Origin of the sequence: Pseudoduganella lurida (assembly GCF_007830455.1) — a bacterium.
Classification (GTDB): Bacteria; Pseudomonadota; Gammaproteobacteria; order Burkholderiales; family Burkholderiaceae_D; genus Rugamonas; species Rugamonas lurida.
Genome location: NZ_VLLB01000005.1, coordinates 283468 through 305133, shown reverse-complemented (window position 1 = coordinate 305133; position 21666 = coordinate 283468). Strand labels below are relative to the sequence as shown.

Genomic DNA, 21666 nt, shown 5'->3' with positions numbered 1-21666 from the left:
CGCGCGCCGGTGCCGGCCACCCGGCCCGGCGCCGGCCCTCAGGTCACCACGCTCGGCGCGGCCCGCCCCGTATTGGCCGTGATATTGGCCACGCTCTCGGCGATCGCGATCAGGGCCGCCAGCGCCTGCTGCGTGGGCGAATGGTGCAGCGAAGGATCGGGCTCGTAGCGCTCCAGGTAGACGCGCAGCGTGGCACCTTCGGTGCCCGTGCCGGACAGCCGGAACACGATGCGCGAGCCGTCCGTCATCACGATGCGGATGCCCTGCTTCGTCGCCTGCGAACCGTCGACCGGATCGGTGTATTCGAAGTCGTCGGCATAGTCCACCGTGTACAGGTTCAGCTGCTGGCCCTTCAGGTTGGCCAGCTTGATGCGCAGGTCGTCCATCAGCACATTGGCCGCATGGCTTTCGATGCCTTCGTAGTCGTGCCGCGAGTAGTAGTTGCGGCCGAAGCGCTGCCAGTGTTCCTCGACGATCTGCTGCACCGACCGGCCCTTCACGGCCAGCAGGTTCAGCCAGAACAGCACGGCCCACAGGCCATCCTTCTCGCGCACGTGGTTCGAGCCCGTGCCGTAGCTCTCCTCGCCGCACAGCGTGGCCTGGCCGGCATCGAGCAGCGAGCCGAAATACTTCCAGCCCGTGGGCGTTTCGAAGCAGGGAATGCCGAGCGCCTCGGCCACGCGGTCCGGCGCGCGCGAGGTGGGCATCGAGCGGGCGATGCCGGCCAGGCCGGCGCGGTAGCCCGGCGCCACCTGCGCATTGGCGGCCAGGATCGCCAGGCTGTCCGATGGCGTCACGTCGAACTTGCGGCCCACGATCATGTTGCGGTCCGCATCGCCATCGGAGGCGGCGCCGAAGTCCGGCGCATCGTCGCGCGCCATCAGCTCGATGAGCTGGGCCGCGTTGACGGGGTTCGGGTCCGGATGGTGGCCGCCGAAGTCCTCCAGCGGCTCGCCGTTGATCACGGTGCCGGCCGGCGCGCCCAGCATGCCTTCCAGGATCGCCTTCGCGTACGGGCCGCCGACGGCGCTCATGCCGTCGTAGCGCATCGTGAAGCCGCCCGCGAACAGCTTGCGGATCGCATCGAAATCGAACAGGCTTTCCATCAGCTGCGCGTAGTCGGCCACCGGGTCGATCACTTCCACGACCATCTGTTCGACCTGGCCGCTGCCGAGGCGGTCGATGTCGATGTCGGCCGCGTCGCTGATGCGGTACTGCGTGATCGTGGTGGTGCGCTGGTAGATCGCCTCGGTGACCGATTCCGGTGCCGGGCCGCCGTTGGCCATGTTGTACTTGATGCCGAAGTCGCCGTCCGGGCCGCCCGGGTTGTGGCTGGCCGACAGGATGATGCCGCCCAGCGCGCCGTGCTTGCGGATCACGCAGGAGACGGCCGGCGTGGACAGGATGCCGCCCCGGCCCAGCAGCACGCGGCCCACGCCATTGGCCGCCGCCATCGCCAGGATGGTGCGCACGGCGGCGCGGTTGTGGTAACGGCCGTCGCCGCCCAGCACCAGCGTCTGGCCGGCCAGGCCACCCTCATTGGCGGCAAGCGTGTCGAACACGCCCTGCACGAAATTCTCGAGATAGTTCGGCTGCTGGAAGACGCCCACCTTCTTGCGCAGGCCCGAGGTGCCCGGGCGCTGGCCGGCGATCGGCGTCGTGTTGATCGTCTGGATTGCCATGTCTGCTCCGCTGTGATGTTTCAGGAATCTTAACATTCGAGCTTAGCGCGTCGGATCGTGCGGGGGCGTCCGGCACGCTTCGGCCGGACCGAACTCGAGGCAGTACACATTCGTGTCGCGCCCCGCCGGCGGCAGGTGGGTGCGGCGCACGAACTGCATGCCCAGCTTGTGCAGCAGCGCGATGGAGGCAGCGTTGCCGGGGTCCGTGATGCCGAACAGCCGGCGCAGGCCCAGCACGCTCCGGGCGTGGCGCACCACGCCGGCCGCCGCCTCGAACGCATAGCCCTGCCCCCAGTGGCGCGGTGCCAGCGCGTAGCCGATGTCCGTGTCGGGCAGCGCTTCGCGGCGGATCAGGCCGCACAGGCCGAGCGGCATGCCATCTCCCTTGCGTTCGACCAGGTACAGCGAATGGCCGAGACGGCGCTGCATCTGCATCGGACCGGACAGGATGTGCGCACTGGCCGCCTCCAGCGTGCGGATGTTCTTGTCGCCGATGTTGGCGAGCCAGGAAGGCTCGTTGACGAGCGCCAGGAAGAACGCCGCGTCGCTGGTGGCCAGCGTGCGCAGCAGCAGGCGCTCCGTCTCCAGGATCTTCATCGGCGGCGGCCGGTCACATGGCGCGGCGGTGCCGGAATGCGACCGACGCCGGGCGGCCCGGCAGGTCCAGGCGCGACACGGCGGGCGGCGCCTCGGCCACCACGCGGCCGCGCCGCAGCACCAGCCGGCGCGCCGCGCGCAGGCGGATCGCCTCCACGGGATCGGCCGCGTCCAGCAGCACCAGGTCGGCGTGGCAGCCCGGCTCCAGGCCGTAGCCCTGCAGGCCCAGGATCTTCGCCGGATTGGCGGTGATGGCGGCGAAGCAGGCGCGCATCGCCGGCTGGCTGGTCATCTGCGCCACGTGCAGGCCCATGTGCGCCACCTCCAGCATGTCGCCCGAGCCCATGCCGTACCACGGGTCCATCACGCAGTCGTGGCCGAAGGCGACCGTCACGCCGGCCGCCATCAGTTCCGGCACGCGCGTCATGCCGCGCCGCTTCGGATACGTGTCGTGCCGGCCCTGCAGCGTGATGTTGATGAGCGGGTTGGCGATCGCCGCCACGCCGCTCTCCGCGATCAGCGGCAGCAGCTTGCTGACATAGTAGTTGTCCATCGAATGCATCGAGGTCAGGTGCGAGCCCGTCACGCGCCCGCCCAGGCCCAGGCGGTGCGTTTCGTACGCCAGCGTTTCGATATGGCGCGACAGGGGATCGTCCGACTCGTCGCAGTGCATGTCCACCATGAGCCCCTGCGCCGCCGCGTACTCGCACAGGATGCGCACCGACTCGGCGCCATCGGCCATCGTGCGCTCGAAGTGCGGGATGCCGCCGACCACGTCGACACCCATGCCGATCGCGCGCTTCAGGTTGGCCAGCGCGGTGGCGCTGCGCAGCAGGCCGTCCTGCGGGAAGGCCACCAGCTGCAGGTCGATGTAGGGCGCCACGCGGCGCTTCACGTCCAGCAGCGCCTCGACGGCCAGCAGGCGGTCGTCGCACACGTCGACGTGGGTGCGGATCGCCAGCAGGCCGCGCGCCACTGCCCAGTCGCAATAGTCGAGCGCCCGCTGCACCAGCGCATCCTGCGTCAGCTGCGGCTTCAGCTCGCCCCACAGCGCGATCCCTTCCAGCAGCGTGCCGCTGTCGTTCACGCGCGGCAGGCCGTAGGACAGCGTGGCGTCCATGTGGAAGTGGGCGTCGACGAACGGCGGCGTGACGAGGTCGCCGGCCGCGTCGATCTCGCGCGCGCCCTGCACGGGCAGGCGTTCGCCCACGGCGGCGATGCGGCCGTCGGCGACGGCGATGTCGATACCCGTGCGGCCATCGGGCAGCGCGGCATTGCGGAGGACGATATCCATCGGGGCATTCTTTCGGCTGGCTGAAAGCCGATTGTAGTCAGCGCGGCGGCCCGTGCGCAATGGCGAACTTGCCGTCCCCGCCAGCCGGAAAAGCTTGTAAGCAGCTTATGTTGCAATGCATCACTCCCAAAATAAAGAGTGTATAAAGCGCTTTGCAAGGCCAGTTTTCATCGCTAGAATGACTTTATTGCAATGCACCATCCGTTCTTCATCCATTCTTATTCGTCCCCACATTTCCTATCATCGGGAGAGCTTATGTCTTCGATTGCAGAGCAGATTTCCGCCACGAGCAAGTCCCAGTTGGAAAGCCAGTTGAATTTCCTGAACAGCGTCCTGAAAAAGACCTTCGACAGCGCCGGCCAGGTGCTGGCGCTGAACATCAGCACCGCGCGCAATGTGGCGGAACGCGGTACCGCGGCGGCACGCCAGCTGATCGACGCGAAGGATCCCCGCGCGGCGCTGGACCTGGCGCGCCCGTTCTCGGCGCTGGAAGGGCTGTCCTCGTACGGCCGTGAGCTGTTCTCGATCGCCGCCACCACGCATGCCGAACTGCTGCAGACGGCGCGCGACCAGTTCCGCACCGAAGCCGCCACCGGCGCGGCAGCGGGCCTGCTGCCGAAGTTGCCCAGCCTGCCCACCTTCCCGCAGGCCGCAGCGGCCGGCAGGGACGTGATCGACAGCGCCGCGGCCGCGACGCAGGAAGCCACCGCACAGATGGCAGCCGCAGCGCGGCAGGCCACGGAAGCCGTTGCCGCCGCCACCATCGACGCCGCCAGCCAGGCTGCCCGGTCCACCACCGCGGCAGCGCAGGCAATGTCGGACACAAGCGCGCAGGCCAGCGACGCCGTGGCCGACGCCACGGCAGAAGCTGCGCACAAGACGCTCGATGCGGCCGACACGGCGGCGCAAGCGGGCAGCCAGGCCGTGGACGCCGCCTCGCAGGCCGTCGCCGATGTCGCCAATGTCTCTGATGTCGCCAATGCCGCCGGTTCGGCCCAGGCGGTCACCGGTACGGTGGTGGAGCAGGCGGCCGGCACGACCGAGAAAACCGTCGAACAGATCGCCGCCGCCGTGGCCGAATCGGCCCCCGCCGCGGGCTCCGCCGCGCTGTTCGACGGCGAGGGCGCCGCCACCACGAAGAACGTGCGCGCCAAGCCGGCCAGCAAGCCCGTCGCCGAAGCCGTGGCCGCACTGGCCGACAAGCCGTCCACCACGCTGAAGAACCTGCCGGGCAAGTCGCGCAAATAAGCCGGCCTGGCCGCCGGATGATAGCAAAACGGGCCGCGTCCTCCGCGGCCCGTTGTTCGTCGGTCCACCGCCGTCCGGCGCCGTACCCATCCGGCCGACACCGCAGGCGGGCATGAGGTATCCTTTCGGCCTTCATAAAGGATACGTCATGAGTTTATCGAGGCTGATCGGCGGCTTCGTGCGATCGCACTGGCGCGCTTATGCGGCAGCCGGCGCGATGCTGGTACTGGTGGCCGTCATCGGTGTCTGGATCCCCCGCAAGATCGGCGGCATGATCGATGCGCTGGCGGCGCACCGCATGACACGCGACCAGCTGCTGTGGGACATCGGCCTGCTCCTGCTGGTGGGCGTGGCGAACTACGTGCTGCGCGTGGCGTGGCGCGTGCGGCTGTATTCCGCCGCCTACCGCCTCGGCGTGGAACTGCGCACGCGCTTCTACCGCCGCCTGACCCTGCAGGGTCCCGCCTTCTACCAGAAGCAGCGCACCGGCGACCTGATGGCGCTGGCCACCAACGACATCGACGCGATCGAGCAGGCCGCCGGCGAGGCGATGCTGGCCGGCTTCGATGGCGCGCTGTCGCTGGTGATGGTGGTCGGCATCATGATTCTCGGCGTCGACTGGCGCCTGGCCCTGTTCGCGCTGCTGCCCTTCCCCCTGATGGCGTATGCGTTCTGGCGCATCTCCAGCCAGATCCACACCGCCGCCGCCGATGCGCTGCAGCGCTTCTCCGCCCTGAACGAACATGTGCAGGAAACGCTGTCCGGCGTACGCACGCTGCGCACGCTCGGCCTCGAACAGCGCAGCGGCGCCACCTTCGGCCAGCTGGCCGGCAAGGCTTCCGATGCGGCCCTCACGGCGCAGCGCTGGGAAGCCGCATACGAACCCGCCGTGGGCCTGACGCTGACGGCCGCCACCGGCCTGACGCTGGGACTGGGCGGCTACCTGGTGTGGACGAACCAGCTGACGATCGGTGCGCTGACCAGTTTTTCGATGTACCTGGGCCAGCTGATCTGGCCCATGTTCGCGGCCGGCTGGGTGCTGTCGCTGATCGAACGGGGCCGAGCCGCCCTGGCGCGCCTGCAGCCGATGCTGGACGCGCCGCTGACCATCGCCGACCGTGGCACGATCGCCAGCCTGGCGCCGGGCGAGCTGGCCGTGGAGCACCTGACGGTGGCCTATCCGGGCCAGGCCGAACCGGCGCTGCACGACGTGTCGCTGCGCCTGCAGCCGGGCCAGACGCTGGGCCTGGTGGGCCCCACCGGCGCCGGCAAGTCGACGCTGCTGCGCGTGCTGCTGCGCCAGCTGGTGCCGCAGTCCGGTGCCGTGCGCTGGGGCGGCCACGCGCTGGACGACTACACGCTGGCCGCGCTGCGCGGCGCCATCAGCTGGGTGCCGCAGGAGTCGTTCCTGTTCTCCGCCACGATCGCCGACAATATCGCGCTGGCCCGGCCGGATGCCACCCGCGCGCAGGTCGAGCATGCCGCCGACCTGGCGGCGATCCACGACGACATCCTGCTGTTCCCGCACCGGTACGAAACGGAAGTGGGCGAACGGGGCATCACGCTGTCCGGCGGCCAGCGCCAGCGCGTGGCGATCGCCCGCGCCCTCCTGTCCGACAACGACCTGCTGCTGCTCGACGATGCGCTGTCCGCCGTCGACACGGGCACCGAAACACGCATCCTCGACCACCTGGAAGAACTGCGCCGCGCCCGGCCGGTGCGCAGCGCGATCATCGCCAGCCACCGGCTGTCGGCCGTGGTGAACGCGGACCTGATCGTGGTGCTGCGCCAGGGCCGCATCACGGAGCGCGGCACGCACGACGAGCTGCTGGCGCGGGACGGCTGGTATGCCAGCCAGTGGCGCTACCAACAACTGGAGGCCAGCCTCGATGCAGTCTGACGATTCACGAAAACCAGGCGCTACGCCCCACGACAAGTTAATGCACAGGCAGCAGATGCGCCAGGCATTCGGCCTGCTGCGCCACGCCGCCGCACCGGACAGGGGTCACCTCGGATGGGCCATCCTGTGGCTGGCCCTGGCCGCCGGCCTGGAGGTGCTCGGCCCGCTGCTGGGCAAGCGCCTGATCGACGAGCACCTGCTGCCCCGCGTGCTGGACTGGCAGGCCATGGCGCTGCTGCTGGGCGGCGTGCTGGCGACCGGCTGGGCCGCCTCGTGGCTGCGCTACCTGCAGCTGGTGCGCCTGTCCGGCCTGGCGATGCGTTCCGTGCAGCGGCTGCGCGAGCAGGTCTACAACCATGTGCTGCGCCTGCCCATGGCCTACTTCGACCGCGCCATCACGGGCCAGCTGGTGTCGCGCGTGACGAACGACACGGAGGCCGTCAAGGCGCTGTACATCCAGGTGCTGTTCGTGATCCTGGACAGCACCATCGTGCTGGTCGGCACCGTGGCCGCCATGGCCTGGCTGGACTGGCGCCTGATGATCATCGTGGTGGCGCTGATGCCCTTCGTGTTCCTGATCGTGTGGCTGTACCAGCGCCAGTCGGCGCCGGCCGTCACCAGGGCGCGCCAGCTGCGCAGCGACATCAACGCGCAGATGGCCGAATCGATCGGCGGCATGGGCGTGCTGCAGGCGAACAATGCGCAGGAACGCTTCGCCGGCCGCTTCACGCGCACCAACGAAGACCAGTACACGCAGCGCGTGGCGGAGATCCGCGCCAACGCGCGCTTCCTGCGCCCGGCGCTGGACATGCTCAACGTGGTCCTGCTGGCCGCCGTCGTCTACGTGTTCGGCCTGCGCGCCGAAACGGCCGCCCTGGGCGCCGCCGAAGTGGGCGTGCTGTACGCGTTCATCAGCTACATCGCGCGCGTGATCGAGCCGCTCATCCAGATCACCATGCAGTTCAGCCAGTTGCAGCAGTCCGTGGTCGCGGCCGCGCGCGTGCAGGCGCTGGTGGAGGAACCCGGTGCGCCGGAGCATGGCAAGGATGCCGGCATGGATGCCGCGCGCGAGGCCGACCCCGGCGTGCCCGCCATCGACATCCGCCATCTCGATTTCGCCTACCACGCCGGCCAGAACGTGCTGCACGACCTGTCGCTGCGCATTCCGCAGGGCGCGTTCTACGGCATCGTCGGCCACACGGGCAGCGGCAAGTCCACGCTGCTGTCGCTGCTGCTGCGCTACTATCCGGCGCGGCCCGGCGCCATCCTGATGAACGGCGCGCCGCTCGAATCGATCGGCCACGATGCCTTCCGCGCCCGCGTGGGCCTGGTGCCACAGGACCCGTTCCTGCTGGCCGCCTCGGCCTACGAGAACATCGACATGGGCCGCGGCCTGCCGCGCGAACGCATCGAGACGGCGGCGCGCGCGGCGCATGCGCACGACTTCATCACGGCGCTGGAAGACGGCTACGACACGCTGCTGGGCGAAGGCGGTTCACGCCTGTCCTCCGGCCAGAAGCAGCTGATCGCGATTGCCCGCGCCCTGGCCGGCCAGCCGCGCATCCTGCTGCTGGATGAAGCCACCTCGCGCATCGACAGCGCCACCGAGCAGGTGGTGCAGGAAGCGCTCGACGAACTGCGCGGCCAGGTGACGATCGTGGCGATCGCGCACCGGCTGTCGACGATCCGCGATGCCGACCGCATCATCGTGCTGAACCACGGCCGCATCGAGGAGGCCGGCCCGCACGAGGACCTGATGCGCATCGACGGCGGCCTGTACCAGCGGCTGTACCTGCTGCAGCAGCTGGCGGCATGAGTCCGTGGAACACCGCTAACGTTAAATTCTGGTTAAAACGCCGCGAAACAAATATCCGTGGTATTTTCGTTCCGGATTGCAACATCGAAAGCAGGTGAGTTTATAATCAAGCGCCGCACGCTCTTCGCGCGCGGCGGTCCCAAGGAAATCCGTGGCTGGTCGAATCCCTCTCGCTATGTCCGTGCGGCTGTGGCGCCGCAGCGCTGTTGCATTGCTTTCATGCCTTGCGCTGGCAGCGCCATTGCCGGCGGCCGCCCAGCCCGCGCTGGACGCGGAACTGGCGGCCACCCGCGAAACGGTCCGCTTCGTGCCGGACGATGCCACCCGGCGCCTGCAGGCCATGGAGCCAGCCGCCCGCAAGGCGCCAGTGGCCACCCGCGCCGAATTCTTCTACCTGTACAGCATCGCCCTGCGCCGCCAGGGCGAACTGCGGCGTGCCCTGGCGCTGGCCGACGAGCTGGTCGCCTACGGCCGCCAGGTGCGCGACGATGGCGCCATTGCCAAGGGCATGCTGGCCCGCACCTATTCGCTGTACTCGCTGAACAACCTGCCCGCTTCGCACCTCGCCTGCTTCGAGGCGGAAGGGCGCGCGGCCAATACCAGGGACATGTCGCTGCGCGTGCTGACGATGCTCACGGCGGGCCAGTGCCGCCAGGAGCAGGGCAATTACCCGGCGGCGCTGGCGAAACTGCAGGCGGCCGTGGATGCCGCCCGCGGCGTGAAGAACGACCGGCTGCCCCTCGCCGGCGCCCTGAATGCGCTGGCGGTGCTGTACACCGCCCTCCAGCAGTACGACAAGGGCTGGGAAGTGCAGGCCGAATCGCTGGCGCTGGCCCGCACGCTGCCATCGCCCGGCCGCCTGGCCATCGCGCTGAACACGGAATACGGCCTGGCGATCAGCTCCGGCGACTATGTACGGGCGCGCCGCGCGCTGCTCGATGAACTGGCGGTGGAACGGCGCCTCGGTGCGCGGCAGATGGTGGCCGGCACGCTGGGCAACCTGTCCGACTGCTACCTGAAGGAGCGCGATTACGCGCGCGCGGCCAGCTACGCGCAGCAGGCCGTGGCCGCCGCTTCCGCCGTGAAGAACACGCTGTACATCGCCACCGCCCGCATCAACCTGGGCCAGGCCTACATCAACCTGGGCCGGCTGGCCGAGGGCAAGCGCCAGTTCGAGGCCGGCCTGGCCGTCTATGAAAAGAACGGCAACAAGCCGGAACTGCAGTCGGTGCTGAGCGAATATGGTCCGGCGCTCGAACGGGCCGGCGATTTTGCCGGCGCCATCGACGCGTATCACCGCGAGCGCCGCATCTCGGTCGAGCTGTTCGCCGCCCAGCGCCAGAAGGACGTGCTGGAGCTGCAGCAGAAGTACGACACCGAGAAGAACCAGCGGCAGATGGAAGCGCTGCGCCAGGAAAACCGCGTGAAGAGCGCGGAACTGGACAACCGCAGGCTGCAGCAGCGCATCTGGTGGCTGCTGGCCGTGGTGTTTGCACTGGCCGCCGTGATCGTCGGGCTGCTGTACCGGAAGGTGCGCCACGCGAACGCGCAGCTGCAGGTGAAGAACCTGGAACTGGCGCAGCAGAGCGCGCGCGATCCGCTCACCGGCCTGTACAACCGCCGGCACTTCCAGGAATTCATGAGGGCGCACACGCAGACCGACAGCACGCCGGCCGGTGCACTGTTCCTGCTCGACGTCGACCACTTCAAGCAGGTCAACGACACCTACGGCCATGCGGCCGGCGACATGGTGCTGAAGATGATTGCCGAGAACCTGCGCGTGACGCTGCGCGAGACGGACATGATCGTGCGCTGGGGCGGCGAGGAATTCCTGGCCTTCCTGCCGGCCGTGCCCCGCGGCGGCCTGGAGGAAGTGGCGCGCCGCATCCTGCACGGCATCTCCGCGCAGGTGCTGGACCACCAGGGCCAGTCGCTGCGCGTGAACGTCTCGGTCGGGTTCGCGCCCTTCCCGCTCGCGCCGGGCGGCACGCCGCTGTCCTGGGAGCGCGCCGTCAACCTGGTGGACATGGCGCTGTATCTCGCCAAGGGCAATGGCCGCAACCGCGCCTACGGCCTGCGCGGCTTCGCCAATCCGAGTGCGGAAACGCTGCTCGCGGTGGAGAAGAACCTGGAGCACGCCTGGCGCGCCGGGTTCGTCGATCTGGCCGTGGTCGAGGGCGAAGCGGCACCGGCTGCGGCACCGGCAGCGGCAACGCAGGCCTGAGCGCGGGCGTTCCCGCCAGCCTTCAGGCGGTCATGCCACCGTCGATCGCCAGCTCGGCACCGGCGACATAGCTGCTCTCCGCGCTGGCCAGGAACAGCGCCGCTGCCGCGACCTCCTCGGGGCGGCCCAGCCGCTTGAACGGAATCTGCGCCGTCACCGTCGCGCGCAGCTCTTCGCTGACCCCATCGAACATCGGCGTATCGATCGGCCCGGGACTCAATGTGTTGACCCGGATGCGCCGCGGCGCCAGTTCGCTCGTCCAGGTCCGTGCATACGAACGCACCGCCGCCTTGGTGGCCGAGTAGGTGCCATAGCCGGGATTGCTGATGCTGCCCGCGATGGAGCCGATCAGCACGATCGCGCCGCCGTCCGCCATCTGCGCGATTGCCCGCTGTACCGTGAACACCATGCCGCGCACATTCAGGTCGAAGGCCTGGTCGAAATGCGCCGTCGTGGTGGCCTCGAGCGGGGCGTATTCCGCCACGCCGGACGACGTCACGAGCACGTCCAGCATGCCGGCCTCCTCCCGCACCGTGGCGAACAGGCGATCCAGGTCGGCAGCCTGCGTCACGTCGCCCTGGATGCCTTGCGCGCCGGCGCCGATCAGCGCCACGGCTTCGTCGAGCTGCGCCTGCCGGCGGCCCGTGATGAACACGCGGGCGCCTTCGGCAGCGAAACGCCGGGCGATCGCAAGGCCGATGCCGCTGCTGCCGCCGGTGACGAGGGCGGTCTTTCCTTCGAGTTTCAACATGGTTGTTCCTATCGAGTGGTCTGGACGGCCGATGATACATTCCGTATATTTAGTGTCAATTACGCACCATGTCTAGCGTAGATATACGGAGGGATACCTTGCACGGCGAAACGAAGGACAAACTGGACGACGAACTGAACCCCGTGCTGGCAGAGATCAACAGCACGCGCCCGGTGCTGGAACAGGTGGCCAACAAGTGGTCGGTGCTGATCCTGACGGTGCTCTGCTCGCAACCGTCGCGCTTCAACGCCATCAAGCGGCGGCTGGACCCGATCACGCACAAGGCCTTGACGGAAGCGCTGCGCCGGCTCGAACGCAATGGCCTCGTGCACCGCAAGGTGATCGCTTCGTCGCCGGTGGCCGTCGAGTATTCGATCACCCCGCTGGGGCGCACGCTGCAGGATCCGTTCGTGGCGCTGGTCGCGTGGGCGAAGGGCCATGGCGGCCGCATCGCACAGGCGCAGCAGGCTTATGACGGGCGGGAGGACCGAGGTGCGAGCGCCGACGCCGGTGGAGGAGGCAGATGAGGTGCCGGATGAGGTAGCAGATGAGGTCCGGCTGCTCCCCAGCCAGCATGCGGGTGATGGCCGGCTGAGGTTACGCTGCGGGCCAGCTCAGGGCCAGCCCCGGTGCGACCGCGGTCCCGCTTATTTGGCGGTTTTGTCAGTCCGGTGCGCGCGCTCGTCTTCCTCGCGCGCGGCGCGGGCATTGGCCTGCACCTTTTCGCCGGCCCGCTCCAGCTTTTCGCCGATCGCCTCGGCCGCCGCGTTCAGCTTTTCCCCGGCCTGGTCGGCGGCCCGGTCCAGTTCACGGCCCGTATCCTGCGCGGCCTGCTGGAATTCCTCGCGTGCCTTGTCGAGATGGACGGCCGCCTTGTCCGCCGCCTGGTCGATTTCGCGCCCTGCGTGCTCGGCCGGACCGTCGACGCGGCGGTCGTCTTCCTTGTGGCAGCCGGCCAGGGCCAGCACGCCGGCCGTTGCCAGCATCGTGACGATATGCTTCAGTGTGGTGTGCATGCTTCCCTCCTCGAAGGGCCAGCTTAACAAAAATCGGCGCAGGACCGCGCCGCGCAATGCTGGCACCGCTTCATTCGCAGCGCTCGGACACCCATTCGCGGCCCGCCTTCATGCAGGTCTGGAACTCGCGGTCGAGCCGCGTGGCCTTCTCGCGCAGCGGCTGGCATTCCCCTGGCAGCATCGTTGCACACTGGGCCGCGCGGCCCATCGCGGCGCGGTAATTGCCCTGCGCGAGTTCGTGTTCCGCCTCCGTCTTCAGCTTGCGGGCTTCGTCCGCATCGGCCGTGCCGGTGGTCAGTGGCGGCGGCGCGGACGGGCGCAGCGGTGCCACGACCGCGTTAGCCGAGGAAGCCGGTGCAGGCCTGCCGGCGCCTTCCAGCAGCGTCGTCTCCAGCAGCCGTGACAGCGCGCCACGCAGGGTTTCGATGCGGGCCGCGCTTTCCGGGCGCTTCAGCTTCTCGGCCGCATCCAGCTTCGTTTCCATGCAGGCGCGGTCCTTCTTCGCCAGGCACACATTGGCTTCGTCGAGGAGCTTCTCGGCGCGGCGCGCGGCAATGCGGTCGCGCCACTCTTGCGTCGTGTCATCCGCGCCCCACTTCTTCTCGAAGGTGCCCAGGCGGGACGTGGCCTTGTCGAGCGCCCCCGCGGCCAGCGACGTCTCCATCGCCGCGCGGGCATCGCTCCACGCCCTGGCGCGCTGGCCCTTCTTGCCGCAGGCCGCCGTGGTGGACGAGATGGCCTGCTGCACGCGCCTGATCTGCGCGGCGCTGGCCGGTACCTTGCGCAGCGCGGCCAGCTCGTCGCGCGCTTCGTCGAGGCGGCAGCTTTCCGTCAATGCCACGGCATCGTCGACGCGGCTCTCCAGCCGGTGCGCCGCGTCCTTCGGCTTGACCAGGTACCACAACCCCAGCAGCAGCAAGCCAACCACGACCCAGGTACCCAGGCCGACGGGCTTGCGCAGCGGCGGGCGCGCCGGTGCGGACGGTGACGATGCGGGCGGCCGCGGTACGCCGGCGGCCGCTTCCGGCTGGCGGTAGCGCGGCGTGGCCGGTGGCGGCGTCGTCGGACCGGGACGAGATGGTGCCGGTGCCGGTGCCGGCGCTGGTGCTGGCGCGGCGACTGGCGTAGCCGGTGCAGGCGCTGGTGCTGCCGCGGCGACAGGCGGAGCCGGTGCAGGCGCGGGTGCAGGTGCAGCGGCGGCGGCGGCGGCAGGAGCAGATGAACGCGGCGCGGCGGCAGCACTGCCCTGCCGGGTGCCGCAATACGGGCAATACGCGACGGCGCGCGGGAAGGTGCGCGCGCACGCCGGGTTGATGCAGCGGTGGATCTCGTTCAACGCTTACTCCGGATCGGGAATGTCGTCGACGGGATCGGGAATCGCCGCGGCAAACAGCGCAGCCAGTTCCGGCAGCGTGCCGGCGGCCTGCCACTGGTCCACGTGCGGCACCCAGCGCATGTTCCAGGCCTTCGTGCCGGCCGTGATCTCGCCGCGCGCGATGCGCTGCGCCAGCTCCACCACCGTGAACGGTCCCTGCTGCGTCCGGTCGACGAAGACCTTGTACAGCGCCGGCGCCGCCGTTACAGCAGAAGCCACTGCCGATGCCGATGCGGACGCGGATGCAATACCGATACCACCGGCGCCGAACAGCGCGGCAGCGGCCGCATCGCCCGCCAGATATTCGGGCCGCAGCACGCGCTTGTCGACCGGCTGCTGCACTTCCCATGGATACGCGTCAGAGGCCGATCCCGGCACCGGCTCGCTCCATTGCGGCAGCAGTTCCAGCGCGCGTTCCTCGGCGTTCGCGAGGGCCGGTTCCGCGGCGACCGCGCGCCGCAGCCAGGCATCGTGCAGCCGCTTGGCCGTGATGTTCGGCAGCGATGGCGACGGCAGCTCGGCACCCGTCTCGTCCACTTCCAGGCGTGGCTGGTAGACGCGCAGCTGCGTGTGGCGCATGAGCGCGGCCAGCAGCAGGAACTGGTGGGCACCGAGGCGCGCCAGCCGCTGCTGCACGGTCGTGACGATCTGCTCGCGGTAGAACGCGGGCAGGCCATTGGAGCGGATCGCATACTCGTTCCCCACCTGCAGCCATTCGCCCGATCCCCCCTCCACCTCGAACAGGTACTGGCCGCGCGGCTGGAACGAGGCTTCGCGGTCGGCCAGGTCGGCCTTCCGTTTCAGCACGCCCGTCGCCACCGCCTGCAGGAACCACTCGTAGTCGTCGGCCAGCCGGTTCAGTTCATCCATGCCGGGTGCGATCGGATGGCGGAAGCGCGTCGCATCGAAGTGCAGGTGCGTGGGGATCTTCGGGTTCTCGATCTGGTACGAGGTGCGCCAGGTGGGCAGCCCGCGCAGCACCGTCATCGGGTAGCCGGACAGCTCCACGTAGCAGACGGCACGCCCGCGCACGCCCGTGTTGACGATGTTGACCAGGTCGCCGTGGAAGTAGCCGGTGGGCGCGGCCGCACGGATCTCGCCTTCCAGCCGCTTCCAGGCATTCACGTCGCCCACGCCGATGAAGCACTTGAACTGGTCGGCGGACGGCGTGAATTCGGCCGAGAAGCGCGCGTTCACCCAGGGCATTGCGCTGTTCAGCCATTCGGTAAAGATGCGCTGGCGCTCCTGCACCGACAGCGACAGCAGCCGTTCCAGCAGCGGATCGGGCGGCTCGCTGCCGACTTCTTCGGTCGAGAGCTGCGTCTGCGCGCGGCGGAACAGTTTCAGCAGCAAGGTGGAGCGCAGCTTCTCGTCGTTCAGTTGCGGGAACAGGCGCGCCGAGCCGCCGAATTCCAGCAGCACTTCCTCGCTCCAGGCCGACACGTCGCCCGTCAGCTTCACGGGTTGCGGCGGTTCGTCGCTGGCCAGCTTCATGTAGGTGGCGTGTTCGTGCTGCGCATCGGCGCGCAGCTGCGCCACGCGCTGGTCGACGGCGCCCAGCATCGCTTCCACGCTGCGCCGCCCTTCCTGGAATTCGCCCGCCACGCCGGACCACACGGCCTGGCCCTGTTCGTCGACGGCCTGCGGATCGCCCAGCCAGGCGGACACCTGCCGCAGCACCTCGGTGGACTGCCCGGCCGCGACGGCCAGCAGGTGGAAGCGCAGGTAGTCGGCAATATCGCGCTTGGCATGCACGATCACTTCACGCGCCTGGGCCGACGCATTGATCCACTTGTTGGCCGCCTGGTTCAGGTTGTTGAGCGACTCCTCCACCTGGCGGGTGCGCAGCGCGTCGCGCATGTCGCGGTAGCGGCGCTCGTTGTGCTCCATGCGCGGGATGTCGCGCTGGGCGATGCGCGCCTTGATCTGTTCCAGCAGCGACAGCACGAATTCCAGGCCGCCCTGGCGGCGGTCGTCCAGCAGCGCATACAGGCGCTCGCGCACGCGGCCCTTCAGCCGGCCCGCCAGTTCCTGCGTGTGGCGCTTCAGCCGGTCCTCGCTCGTCTCGGCCGTGGCGCCGGCTTCGCGGATCGCATCGCGTTCCAGCTGCGGCAGCAGGTCGGCGATCTTGGCGCGCCATTCCTTCAGGTCGTAGCTGTTGGTGATGCGGTCCACCTCCATCTGCACCTTCGACTCCACGCGTTCCAGCAGCGAGCGCTGGTCCTTGTCCATCAGCAGCTGGTCGGTCAGCGCGTATTCGAGGAACGGCGTGACATCGACAGTGCCTTTCCGGAAGTCGGGGAATTCGTCGAACGGCCGCTCCGTCAGCCACATCTGCTCGCGCATGAAGGTGTCGCGTTCCTGGTCGCCGGCGCGCCGCAGCAGGCCGTGCGAAGCGATGGCTCCACCCGACCCGCCCGCGCCATCCTTGCCGACGATGCCGAAGAACGCCTTCACCATCAGCGCTGCCAGTTCATAGGCGCGGATATCGTCGCGCAGGCCCTGCTGCGTGTCGAGCACCGACTGGCCGAACGCGGAATACACCTTCGAGTACGACAGGCGCATGTCGCCGAAGCGCCCTTCCGGCACCTTCGGATTGAACGGCCCGAGCTTGTGCTGCTGCTGGTTGACGGCCACCGAACGCTTGCGGTTGGCGAAATCGGCCGAGGCGAAATCCTCGAACAGCGAATCGGCCACCATCTGGTACACGTCCTTCACGTCCTGCGTGGCCTTGTTCGCCAGGTTGGCCGTGTCGACGAAGTAGACGTCGTCGAACGGCGCGCCGCGGCCCGTCAGGCTGTCCGGATCGGCCCAGCGCACCTGCGCATCCATGTCGCGCATCGCCGTCTCCAGTTCCATCAGCGTGGCGTAGGCATTCGCTTCCGTGCGCTCCTTGTTGGCGCGCGCATACCCGGTGGGCATCAGCATCACCAGGTCCACCTGGCTGTCCGCCACTTCCTGGCGCGCGATGGCCTTGGCGATCCAGCCCAGGTCGAGCGCCGTGCCGGCACCGGTGCCGCCCGCGTTCGAGGCGATGACGACGATGCGGAATTTCGACGTGTCGACCTGCAAGCCCAGGCGCTGGTAATTGTCCTTGCGTTCGATGCCTGCGTTGGAGGCCAGGAAGTTCAGCGCGCCCTTGATGCGGCCGCGCAGCTTGCTGTATTTGTCGAACAGGTACAGGCGCGCCACGGCGCGGATCTGGCCCGCGCCGCGCGACGGATCGATGCCCAGCGAGCGCAGTTTCTTGGGGCGCAGCGGCATCCAGTTCTCGATCAGCGGGAAGCGCGCCAGGCTGTCGTCCGAATCGTGGTACTGCAGCAGGTCGAGCGGTTCGACGAGGCGCTCCTCGTCGCCCAGCTTCACCAGCTCGTACCACGGGTCGGTGCGCTGCGACTTGCCTTCGTCGATGATGGCGCCGTTATCCAGGTCGATATGTAGAAACCGCGCGACCGGGAATTCGCCGATCGATTCCACGCGCGTGGGCTGGTGGCGGTTCCACACGGCCGACAGGATGCGGCGCCGGATGCGCATCATCACTTCCATGCCGGTGCCGCCCGCGCCGATGAACAGCGTGGGCCGCAGGTCCACCTTCACTTCATTCTTCTTGCCGATCGGGTCCACGGGCATCTCCTAGCGGCGGCCGGTGACGAGCGCGCCGCCGATCGCGGCAATGCCGAACACCAGCAGCGTGCCGGTGATGGCCACGTTCAGGAACTTGGTCGAATTGACGAAGCCCAGCACCACCGCGGCGCTCAGGAATGCCAGCCCGAAGAACAGCAGCCAGCCGGCGGTGTCCGCGGACGACGGCGCCACGCGACGCTTGACCAGGTAGTTGGCAAACGCATTGCGGGCGAAGAAGAAGATCACCAGCAGGAACAGGAACACGGCCCCGCCGATGGCGATGTCGCGCGTGGACGTGTCGGTGGCTGGCACCTGGCCATCGGGCGCGATCTCGATGCCGCTGGCGCTGTTACCAACGCCATTGCTGGCAGCCGTGCCGTCCGCCGGTGGCGTGGTCGACAGGCCGGGGGCCGGCTGCGGCGCCTCGTTCTTCACCTTGTCGTCGGGGATCCGGAAGCCCGGGTCGCTGTTCTTTTCGTTTGCCTGCATGAGATCCTCTTGTCGTTTCAATGACCGAGGCGAACGTTGGCGCCTGCGCGCACGTTGGCCAGCGTGTGTCCGAACATCGTGGTGTGCAGCTCGGCGACCTGCTCGCCGGCCGCGTCATATAAGGGGGTGCGCTTGCCGGCCCTGGTGTGCACCGTGCGGGGCTGGCCGTCGATCGTGACGATCGCCTTGCGGCCGCGCGTGCCGGCAACCAGGGCCGCGGCACCTGCCGCCAGCAGCGCAAACAGGCCGCCGATCGCGGCCAGCAGCGGCCCCGAACCATACTGCAAACGCACCTCGACGGGCAGCGCGGCGCGCGAGCCCTGGATGTCGCGCGGCGGCGTGAAGATGTCGGGCAGCGGATCGCCGGGAAACAGCTCGGCCATGCGCTGCCGGAACGCGCCCGACAGCTCCAGCTTCTGCTGCGACAGCGTGAGCTCGACCCGGCCCGGCAGCACGTGCGCCGAACCGGCCGACTGCAGCGCCGCCAGCGACCAGGCCGAGGGCACGTTGGCCACCGGCAGCGCCAGCGTGGAAGCCAGCGGCTGCGGCCGGCCCGGCGCCAGGTCCCGCACCTGGTCCGGCTTGAGCAGCACCGGCTGCGCGCCGCCCGCCAGCACGGCCTGCGCATCGATGCGCGCGCTACTGATCGTGTACGGGTACATGGCATTCTCCAGCCGCCACGTGACGTTGGTGGCCGGCGGCGTGCCATGGTGGCCCGCATCCATCTCGACGCGCAGCCGGCCGCCGGGCAGCACCGAGTAGCGCACGCCCGGCGTGTTCCCGACGCTGGCGGGGATCAGGCGCACCGTGTCCTGGTCCAGCGGTTTCAGGCGCGCCGGCGCTTCCGTGATGACCTTCTGCAGGCGGCCGCTGGCCAGCAGCGCATCGAGCTCGCGCACGCCCTGCGGCTGCACGGCAAATACGTACACCATCAGGCCGTTCGCCTTGTAGCGTTCACCTTGCACCGGCATCTTCAGCGGGAAGGCCAGCGCCTTGCGGATCGCCTGCCCCTCGTGGATCAGCTGGTAGAACTCGCGGTTGCGGCGCGCCGTGGCCTGGTCGTTGTTCGGGCTGTTGCGGTTGTTGGTGAACAGCCAGACGAGGCCCGGCTTGCCGGCCAGCGCCCCCTCGATCGCGCTGCCCACTGCTTCGCCCAGGTCCGTATCCGCCAGCGTGCTGCTGCCCGGCTTCTTCGCCACGGCCAGGGAAGCCAGCGTGGCCCGTAACTTGTCGCGCTCCGGCCGGCCCTTCTGCGCCAGCAGCGCGTGTGGCGACGGTGCTCCCGGCAGGCCCTGGTTGAACGAGGCCAGCACCAGCGCATCGTCCGGCGCCATCGCCGCTTCCACCACTTCCGTCACCAGCGCCTTGTACGGCGAGCCCGGGTCGGTGTAGAACGGCTCCATCCAGCCGGAGTTCTGCACCAGGAACACGTGGGACGCACCATGGGCGCTACCAGTCGCGCACGACGCGGCAAGCAGCAAGGGCACGAGCACGCGCTGCGGGATCATGCCAGCCCGTCCAGCCGCCAGCCGCGCAGTTCGTTCCACGACGGATGGTGCAGCCACAGGCTGCCCTGCCACACGAACGGCACGCAGTCGCCGGGGTGCCTGAGCCGCGCGATATCGTCCAGCAGCACGTTGCGCTGGCCGATCCATTCGACCAGCGTGCGCGGGATGATGTCGCCGGCCAGTGCCGCTTCGGCGCGGCCGGTAAAGCCCTCGAAGCGCAGCATCAGGCCGGATGGCTGGCTGCGCGAACCGGCCACCGCTTCCAGCAGCGGCAGCACGAGGGCGTCGCCACGGGCCTGGTCTTCCACGTCTTCATCGGCCCAGGGATCGTCCTTCACCTGGTGGCCGCGGCGGAACAGCAGGGTGCCGAAGCCCAGACGGGCGCCGTCGATGTTCTCCACTTGCGGGCTGTCGGGATCGAGCGCGCGGAACGAGTAGCCCGCGCCGTCGTTCCCGATCTGCCACAGGCGGCCGTCGCGGCTGCGTACCGGGCCGCCGAACTGCAGCCGCGGCGTCCACGGGAACGGCCAGGTGACAAAGCGCGGCGGCTGGCCGGGGCGCCACAGCAGTTGCCCCTCCTCGTGCAGCCAGTGCAGGCGGCCGTCGTAGCTGAACGGCCGCGCCCAGCCTTTTACAGGGACCGACGCGCCCTCGATCTCCAGCACCTCCGGATCGGCACCATCGGCTCCGGCGGTCCACAGCCGCAGGCCCTGCGGATGCGTGAACGGCACGGCGATGCGGCGGCCCACGGCGCCCGGACTGGCGGCCAGCGGCGCGCTGAACACGGGCTCGGTGGTGAAACTCTCGGCCAGCGGATTGGCGATCAGGCGTACCAGGCCCTGTGCGGTGGGCACGATGCCCACTTCGCCGCGGCGCGCGGTGGCCGGATCGGCGGGCGGCAACCAGGCATAGGCGGAAGCAATGAACGCCAGGTCCGCCGCGCCCTCGTCGGGCGTGAAGACATGCCAGCGGGCGCCGGGCGCATCCCAGTACTGCAGCACGTTGCGGGTGTAGGCCAGCGCCAGCAGGCGCTGCGCGGCAAAGCCGAACTGCGCGGCGACGAACACGCAGACGGCGTTCGGCGGCGCCGGCATGCGCAGGTCCGGCTGGCCGACGAACGGTTCGGGAGGACGGGTCTCCAGCGCGGCGGCCAATGGCAGCGCCGTCTGCGGCAGGCCGTGCGGCACGTGGCGGGGCAGCGGCGCCGCATCCGGCGGCAGCTGCGCACTGGTGCTGCCCCACCAGCCGGCGCGCGGCGCCTCGCGCATGGTGTGCACGGGCGCGCCGCACTCGGGACAGAACGCAAAGCCTTCCGGGAAGATCGGCGCATGCGTGCAGCTCCCTGGCAGCGCGGCGCCCAGCAGCAGCGCCACGTCCGGCAGGCGCGCGCGCACCAGCGGCCAGTCGACCCTTGGCACGCCCGCCGCCGTCTCCAGCACGAAGCGGGGTGACGCTGCCGCGTCCTCGCGCCACACGCTGCTGCCGGCCTGCCACCTGTCCACCATTCATCCTCCGTCATCAAGGCCGCGCGAAGGCGTGGCCATTGCGACAATCATAACGCATATGCCACACCGGACACGCCCCCGTTGCCCGCGAAAACCGGCGCCGGAAATGCAAACGCCCCGTGCGGGACGGGGCGTTTCAGGGGCAGCGGAGCCGCTCAGATATCGGCGGTGCTTTTCTTGGGGGGCGCGGGCGGCGCCCAGGTGACGCTTTCCGCTTCCGGACAGGTCGCCAGCGCATCGGAAAACGCCAGCCAGCGCTTCAGGCTGTCCATGCGACGGATCGTGATGCCCTTGCCGCTGATGTAGCCCACCTGCTCGAAGTATTCCATCTTCGTCTGCATCTTCGACGTGGTCGGCAGGTTGTCCACCAGGCGCTCGTAGGCCTTGCGGGCCTTGTTTTCCCACTTCGCCAGCGTCGGTTCGTTGAAGCGGTTGCTTTCGTAGTAGATCGTCAGCGAACGGTCGTGATTGCCGAAGCCGACCACCGCGGCACCGAGGCGCAACGTTTGCAGTACTTCATCCTTGATGTCTGCCTTTGGCACGAACAGCGCCCCGCGGCCATCCGCATCCGGCCGCTCCTGCGGCAAGTCCTGGCCAAACGTAATGCTCATCTCTGCTCCGTGGTTGCGTCAGCTTC

16 protein-coding genes are annotated in these 21666 nt (G+C 69.1%); 5 read left to right on the top strand and 11 right to left on the bottom strand.

Annotated features, from left to right (window positions below; genetic code table 11):
* Positions 1-38: 38 nt before the first annotated feature.
* The 3 genes from IP91_RS16075 to IP91_RS16065 are packed head-to-tail and all read right to left on the bottom strand — an operon-like array spanning position 39 to position 3573.
* Positions 39-1682: an alpha-D-glucose phosphate-specific phosphoglucomutase gene (locus IP91_RS16075; protein ID WP_145650086.1), complete on the bottom strand. Its 1644-nt coding sequence runs from the start codon at positions 1680-1682 to the stop codon at positions 39-41.
* Between the two features lie 42 nt (positions 1683-1724).
* A complete protein-coding gene (locus IP91_RS16070; protein ID WP_145650085.1) occupies positions 1725-2279 on the bottom strand; it encodes a GNAT family N-acetyltransferase in 555 nt (184 codons plus the stop codon).
* 13 nt (positions 2280-2292) lie between these two features.
* Positions 2293-3573: an amidohydrolase family protein gene (locus tag IP91_RS16065; protein ID WP_145650084.1), complete on the bottom strand. Its 1281-nt coding sequence runs from the start codon at positions 3571-3573 to the stop codon at positions 2293-2295.
* A 255-nt stretch (positions 3574-3828) separates the two neighbouring features.
* On the opposite strand from IP91_RS16065, the gene phaP reads away from it, so the two are divergent.
* The 4 genes from phaP to IP91_RS16045 all read left to right on the top strand — a co-directional run bounded on the left by phaP (position 3829) and on the right by IP91_RS16045 (position 10761).
* The gene (gene phaP / locus IP91_RS16060) at positions 3829-4821 is read left to right on the top strand and encodes a TIGR01841 family phasin (RefSeq protein WP_158643158.1); all 993 of its coding nucleotides are present in this window, start codon (positions 3829-3831) and stop codon (positions 4819-4821) included.
* Between the two features lie 148 nt (positions 4822-4969).
* Positions 4970-6721, top strand: coding sequence for an ABC transporter transmembrane domain-containing protein (locus tag IP91_RS16055; RefSeq protein ID WP_145650082.1), 1752 nt, complete (start codon positions 4970-4972; stop codon positions 6719-6721).
* Between the two features lie 40 nt (positions 6722-6761).
* The gene (locus tag IP91_RS16050) at positions 6762-8537 is read left to right on the top strand and encodes an ABC transporter ATP-binding protein (RefSeq protein WP_145650081.1); all 1776 of its coding nucleotides are present in this window, start codon (positions 6762-6764) and stop codon (positions 8535-8537) included.
* A gap of 211 nt (positions 8538-8748) precedes the next feature.
* Entirely contained in the window at positions 8749-10761 is a 2013-nt protein-coding gene (locus IP91_RS16045; protein WP_229474522.1) for a GGDEF domain-containing protein, read from the top strand.
* Between the two features lie 22 nt (positions 10762-10783).
* On the opposite strand, the gene IP91_RS16040 is transcribed toward IP91_RS16045, so the two are convergent.
* Entirely contained in the window at positions 10784-11512 is a 729-nt protein-coding gene (locus IP91_RS16040) for an SDR family NAD(P)-dependent oxidoreductase (RefSeq protein WP_145650080.1), read from the bottom strand.
* A 98-nt stretch (positions 11513-11610) separates the two neighbouring features.
* On the opposite strand from IP91_RS16040, the gene IP91_RS16035 reads away from it, so the two are divergent.
* Complete coding sequence (locus IP91_RS16035; RefSeq protein ID WP_229474520.1) at positions 11611-12039, top strand: winged helix-turn-helix transcriptional regulator; 429 nt, start codon at positions 11611-11613, stop codon at positions 12037-12039.
* A 120-nt stretch (positions 12040-12159) separates the two neighbouring features.
* Here the strand turns inward: IP91_RS16035 and IP91_RS16030 are convergent, their stop codons facing one another.
* From IP91_RS16030 to IP91_RS16000, 7 genes are all read right to left on the bottom strand, one after another.
* Positions 12160-12528: an apolipophorin gene (locus IP91_RS16030; RefSeq protein ID WP_145650079.1), complete on the bottom strand. Its 369-nt coding sequence runs from the start codon at positions 12526-12528 to the stop codon at positions 12160-12162.
* Positions 12529-12598: 70 nt separating this feature from the next.
* Positions 12599-13864, bottom strand: a complete 1266-nt coding sequence (locus tag IP91_RS16025) for a hypothetical protein (protein ID WP_145650078.1) — start codon at positions 13862-13864, stop codon at positions 12599-12601.
* Between the two features lie 3 nt (positions 13865-13867).
* Entirely contained in the window at positions 13868-17533 is a 3666-nt protein-coding gene (locus tag IP91_RS16020) for a tubulin-like doman-containing protein (protein WP_145650077.1), read from the bottom strand.
* A gap of 3 nt (positions 17534-17536) precedes the next feature.
* Positions 17537-18016, bottom strand: a complete 480-nt coding sequence (locus IP91_RS16015; RefSeq protein ID WP_145650076.1) for a hypothetical protein — start codon at positions 18014-18016, stop codon at positions 17537-17539.
* A 17-nt stretch (positions 18017-18033) separates the two neighbouring features.
* Complete coding sequence (locus IP91_RS16010) at positions 18034-19524, bottom strand: hypothetical protein (protein WP_145650075.1); 1491 nt, start codon at positions 19522-19524, stop codon at positions 18034-18036.
* Complete coding sequence (locus IP91_RS16005) at positions 19521-21029, bottom strand: hypothetical protein (RefSeq protein ID WP_145650074.1); 1509 nt, start codon at positions 21027-21029, stop codon at positions 19521-19523. The genes IP91_RS16010 and IP91_RS16005 overlap by 4 nt, the downstream gene beginning before the upstream one ends.
* Positions 21030-21184: 155 nt before the next feature.
* A complete protein-coding gene (locus IP91_RS16000) occupies positions 21185-21640 on the bottom strand; it encodes a hypothetical protein (RefSeq protein WP_145650073.1) in 456 nt (151 codons plus the stop codon).
* Positions 21641-21666: the final 26 nt, after the last annotated feature.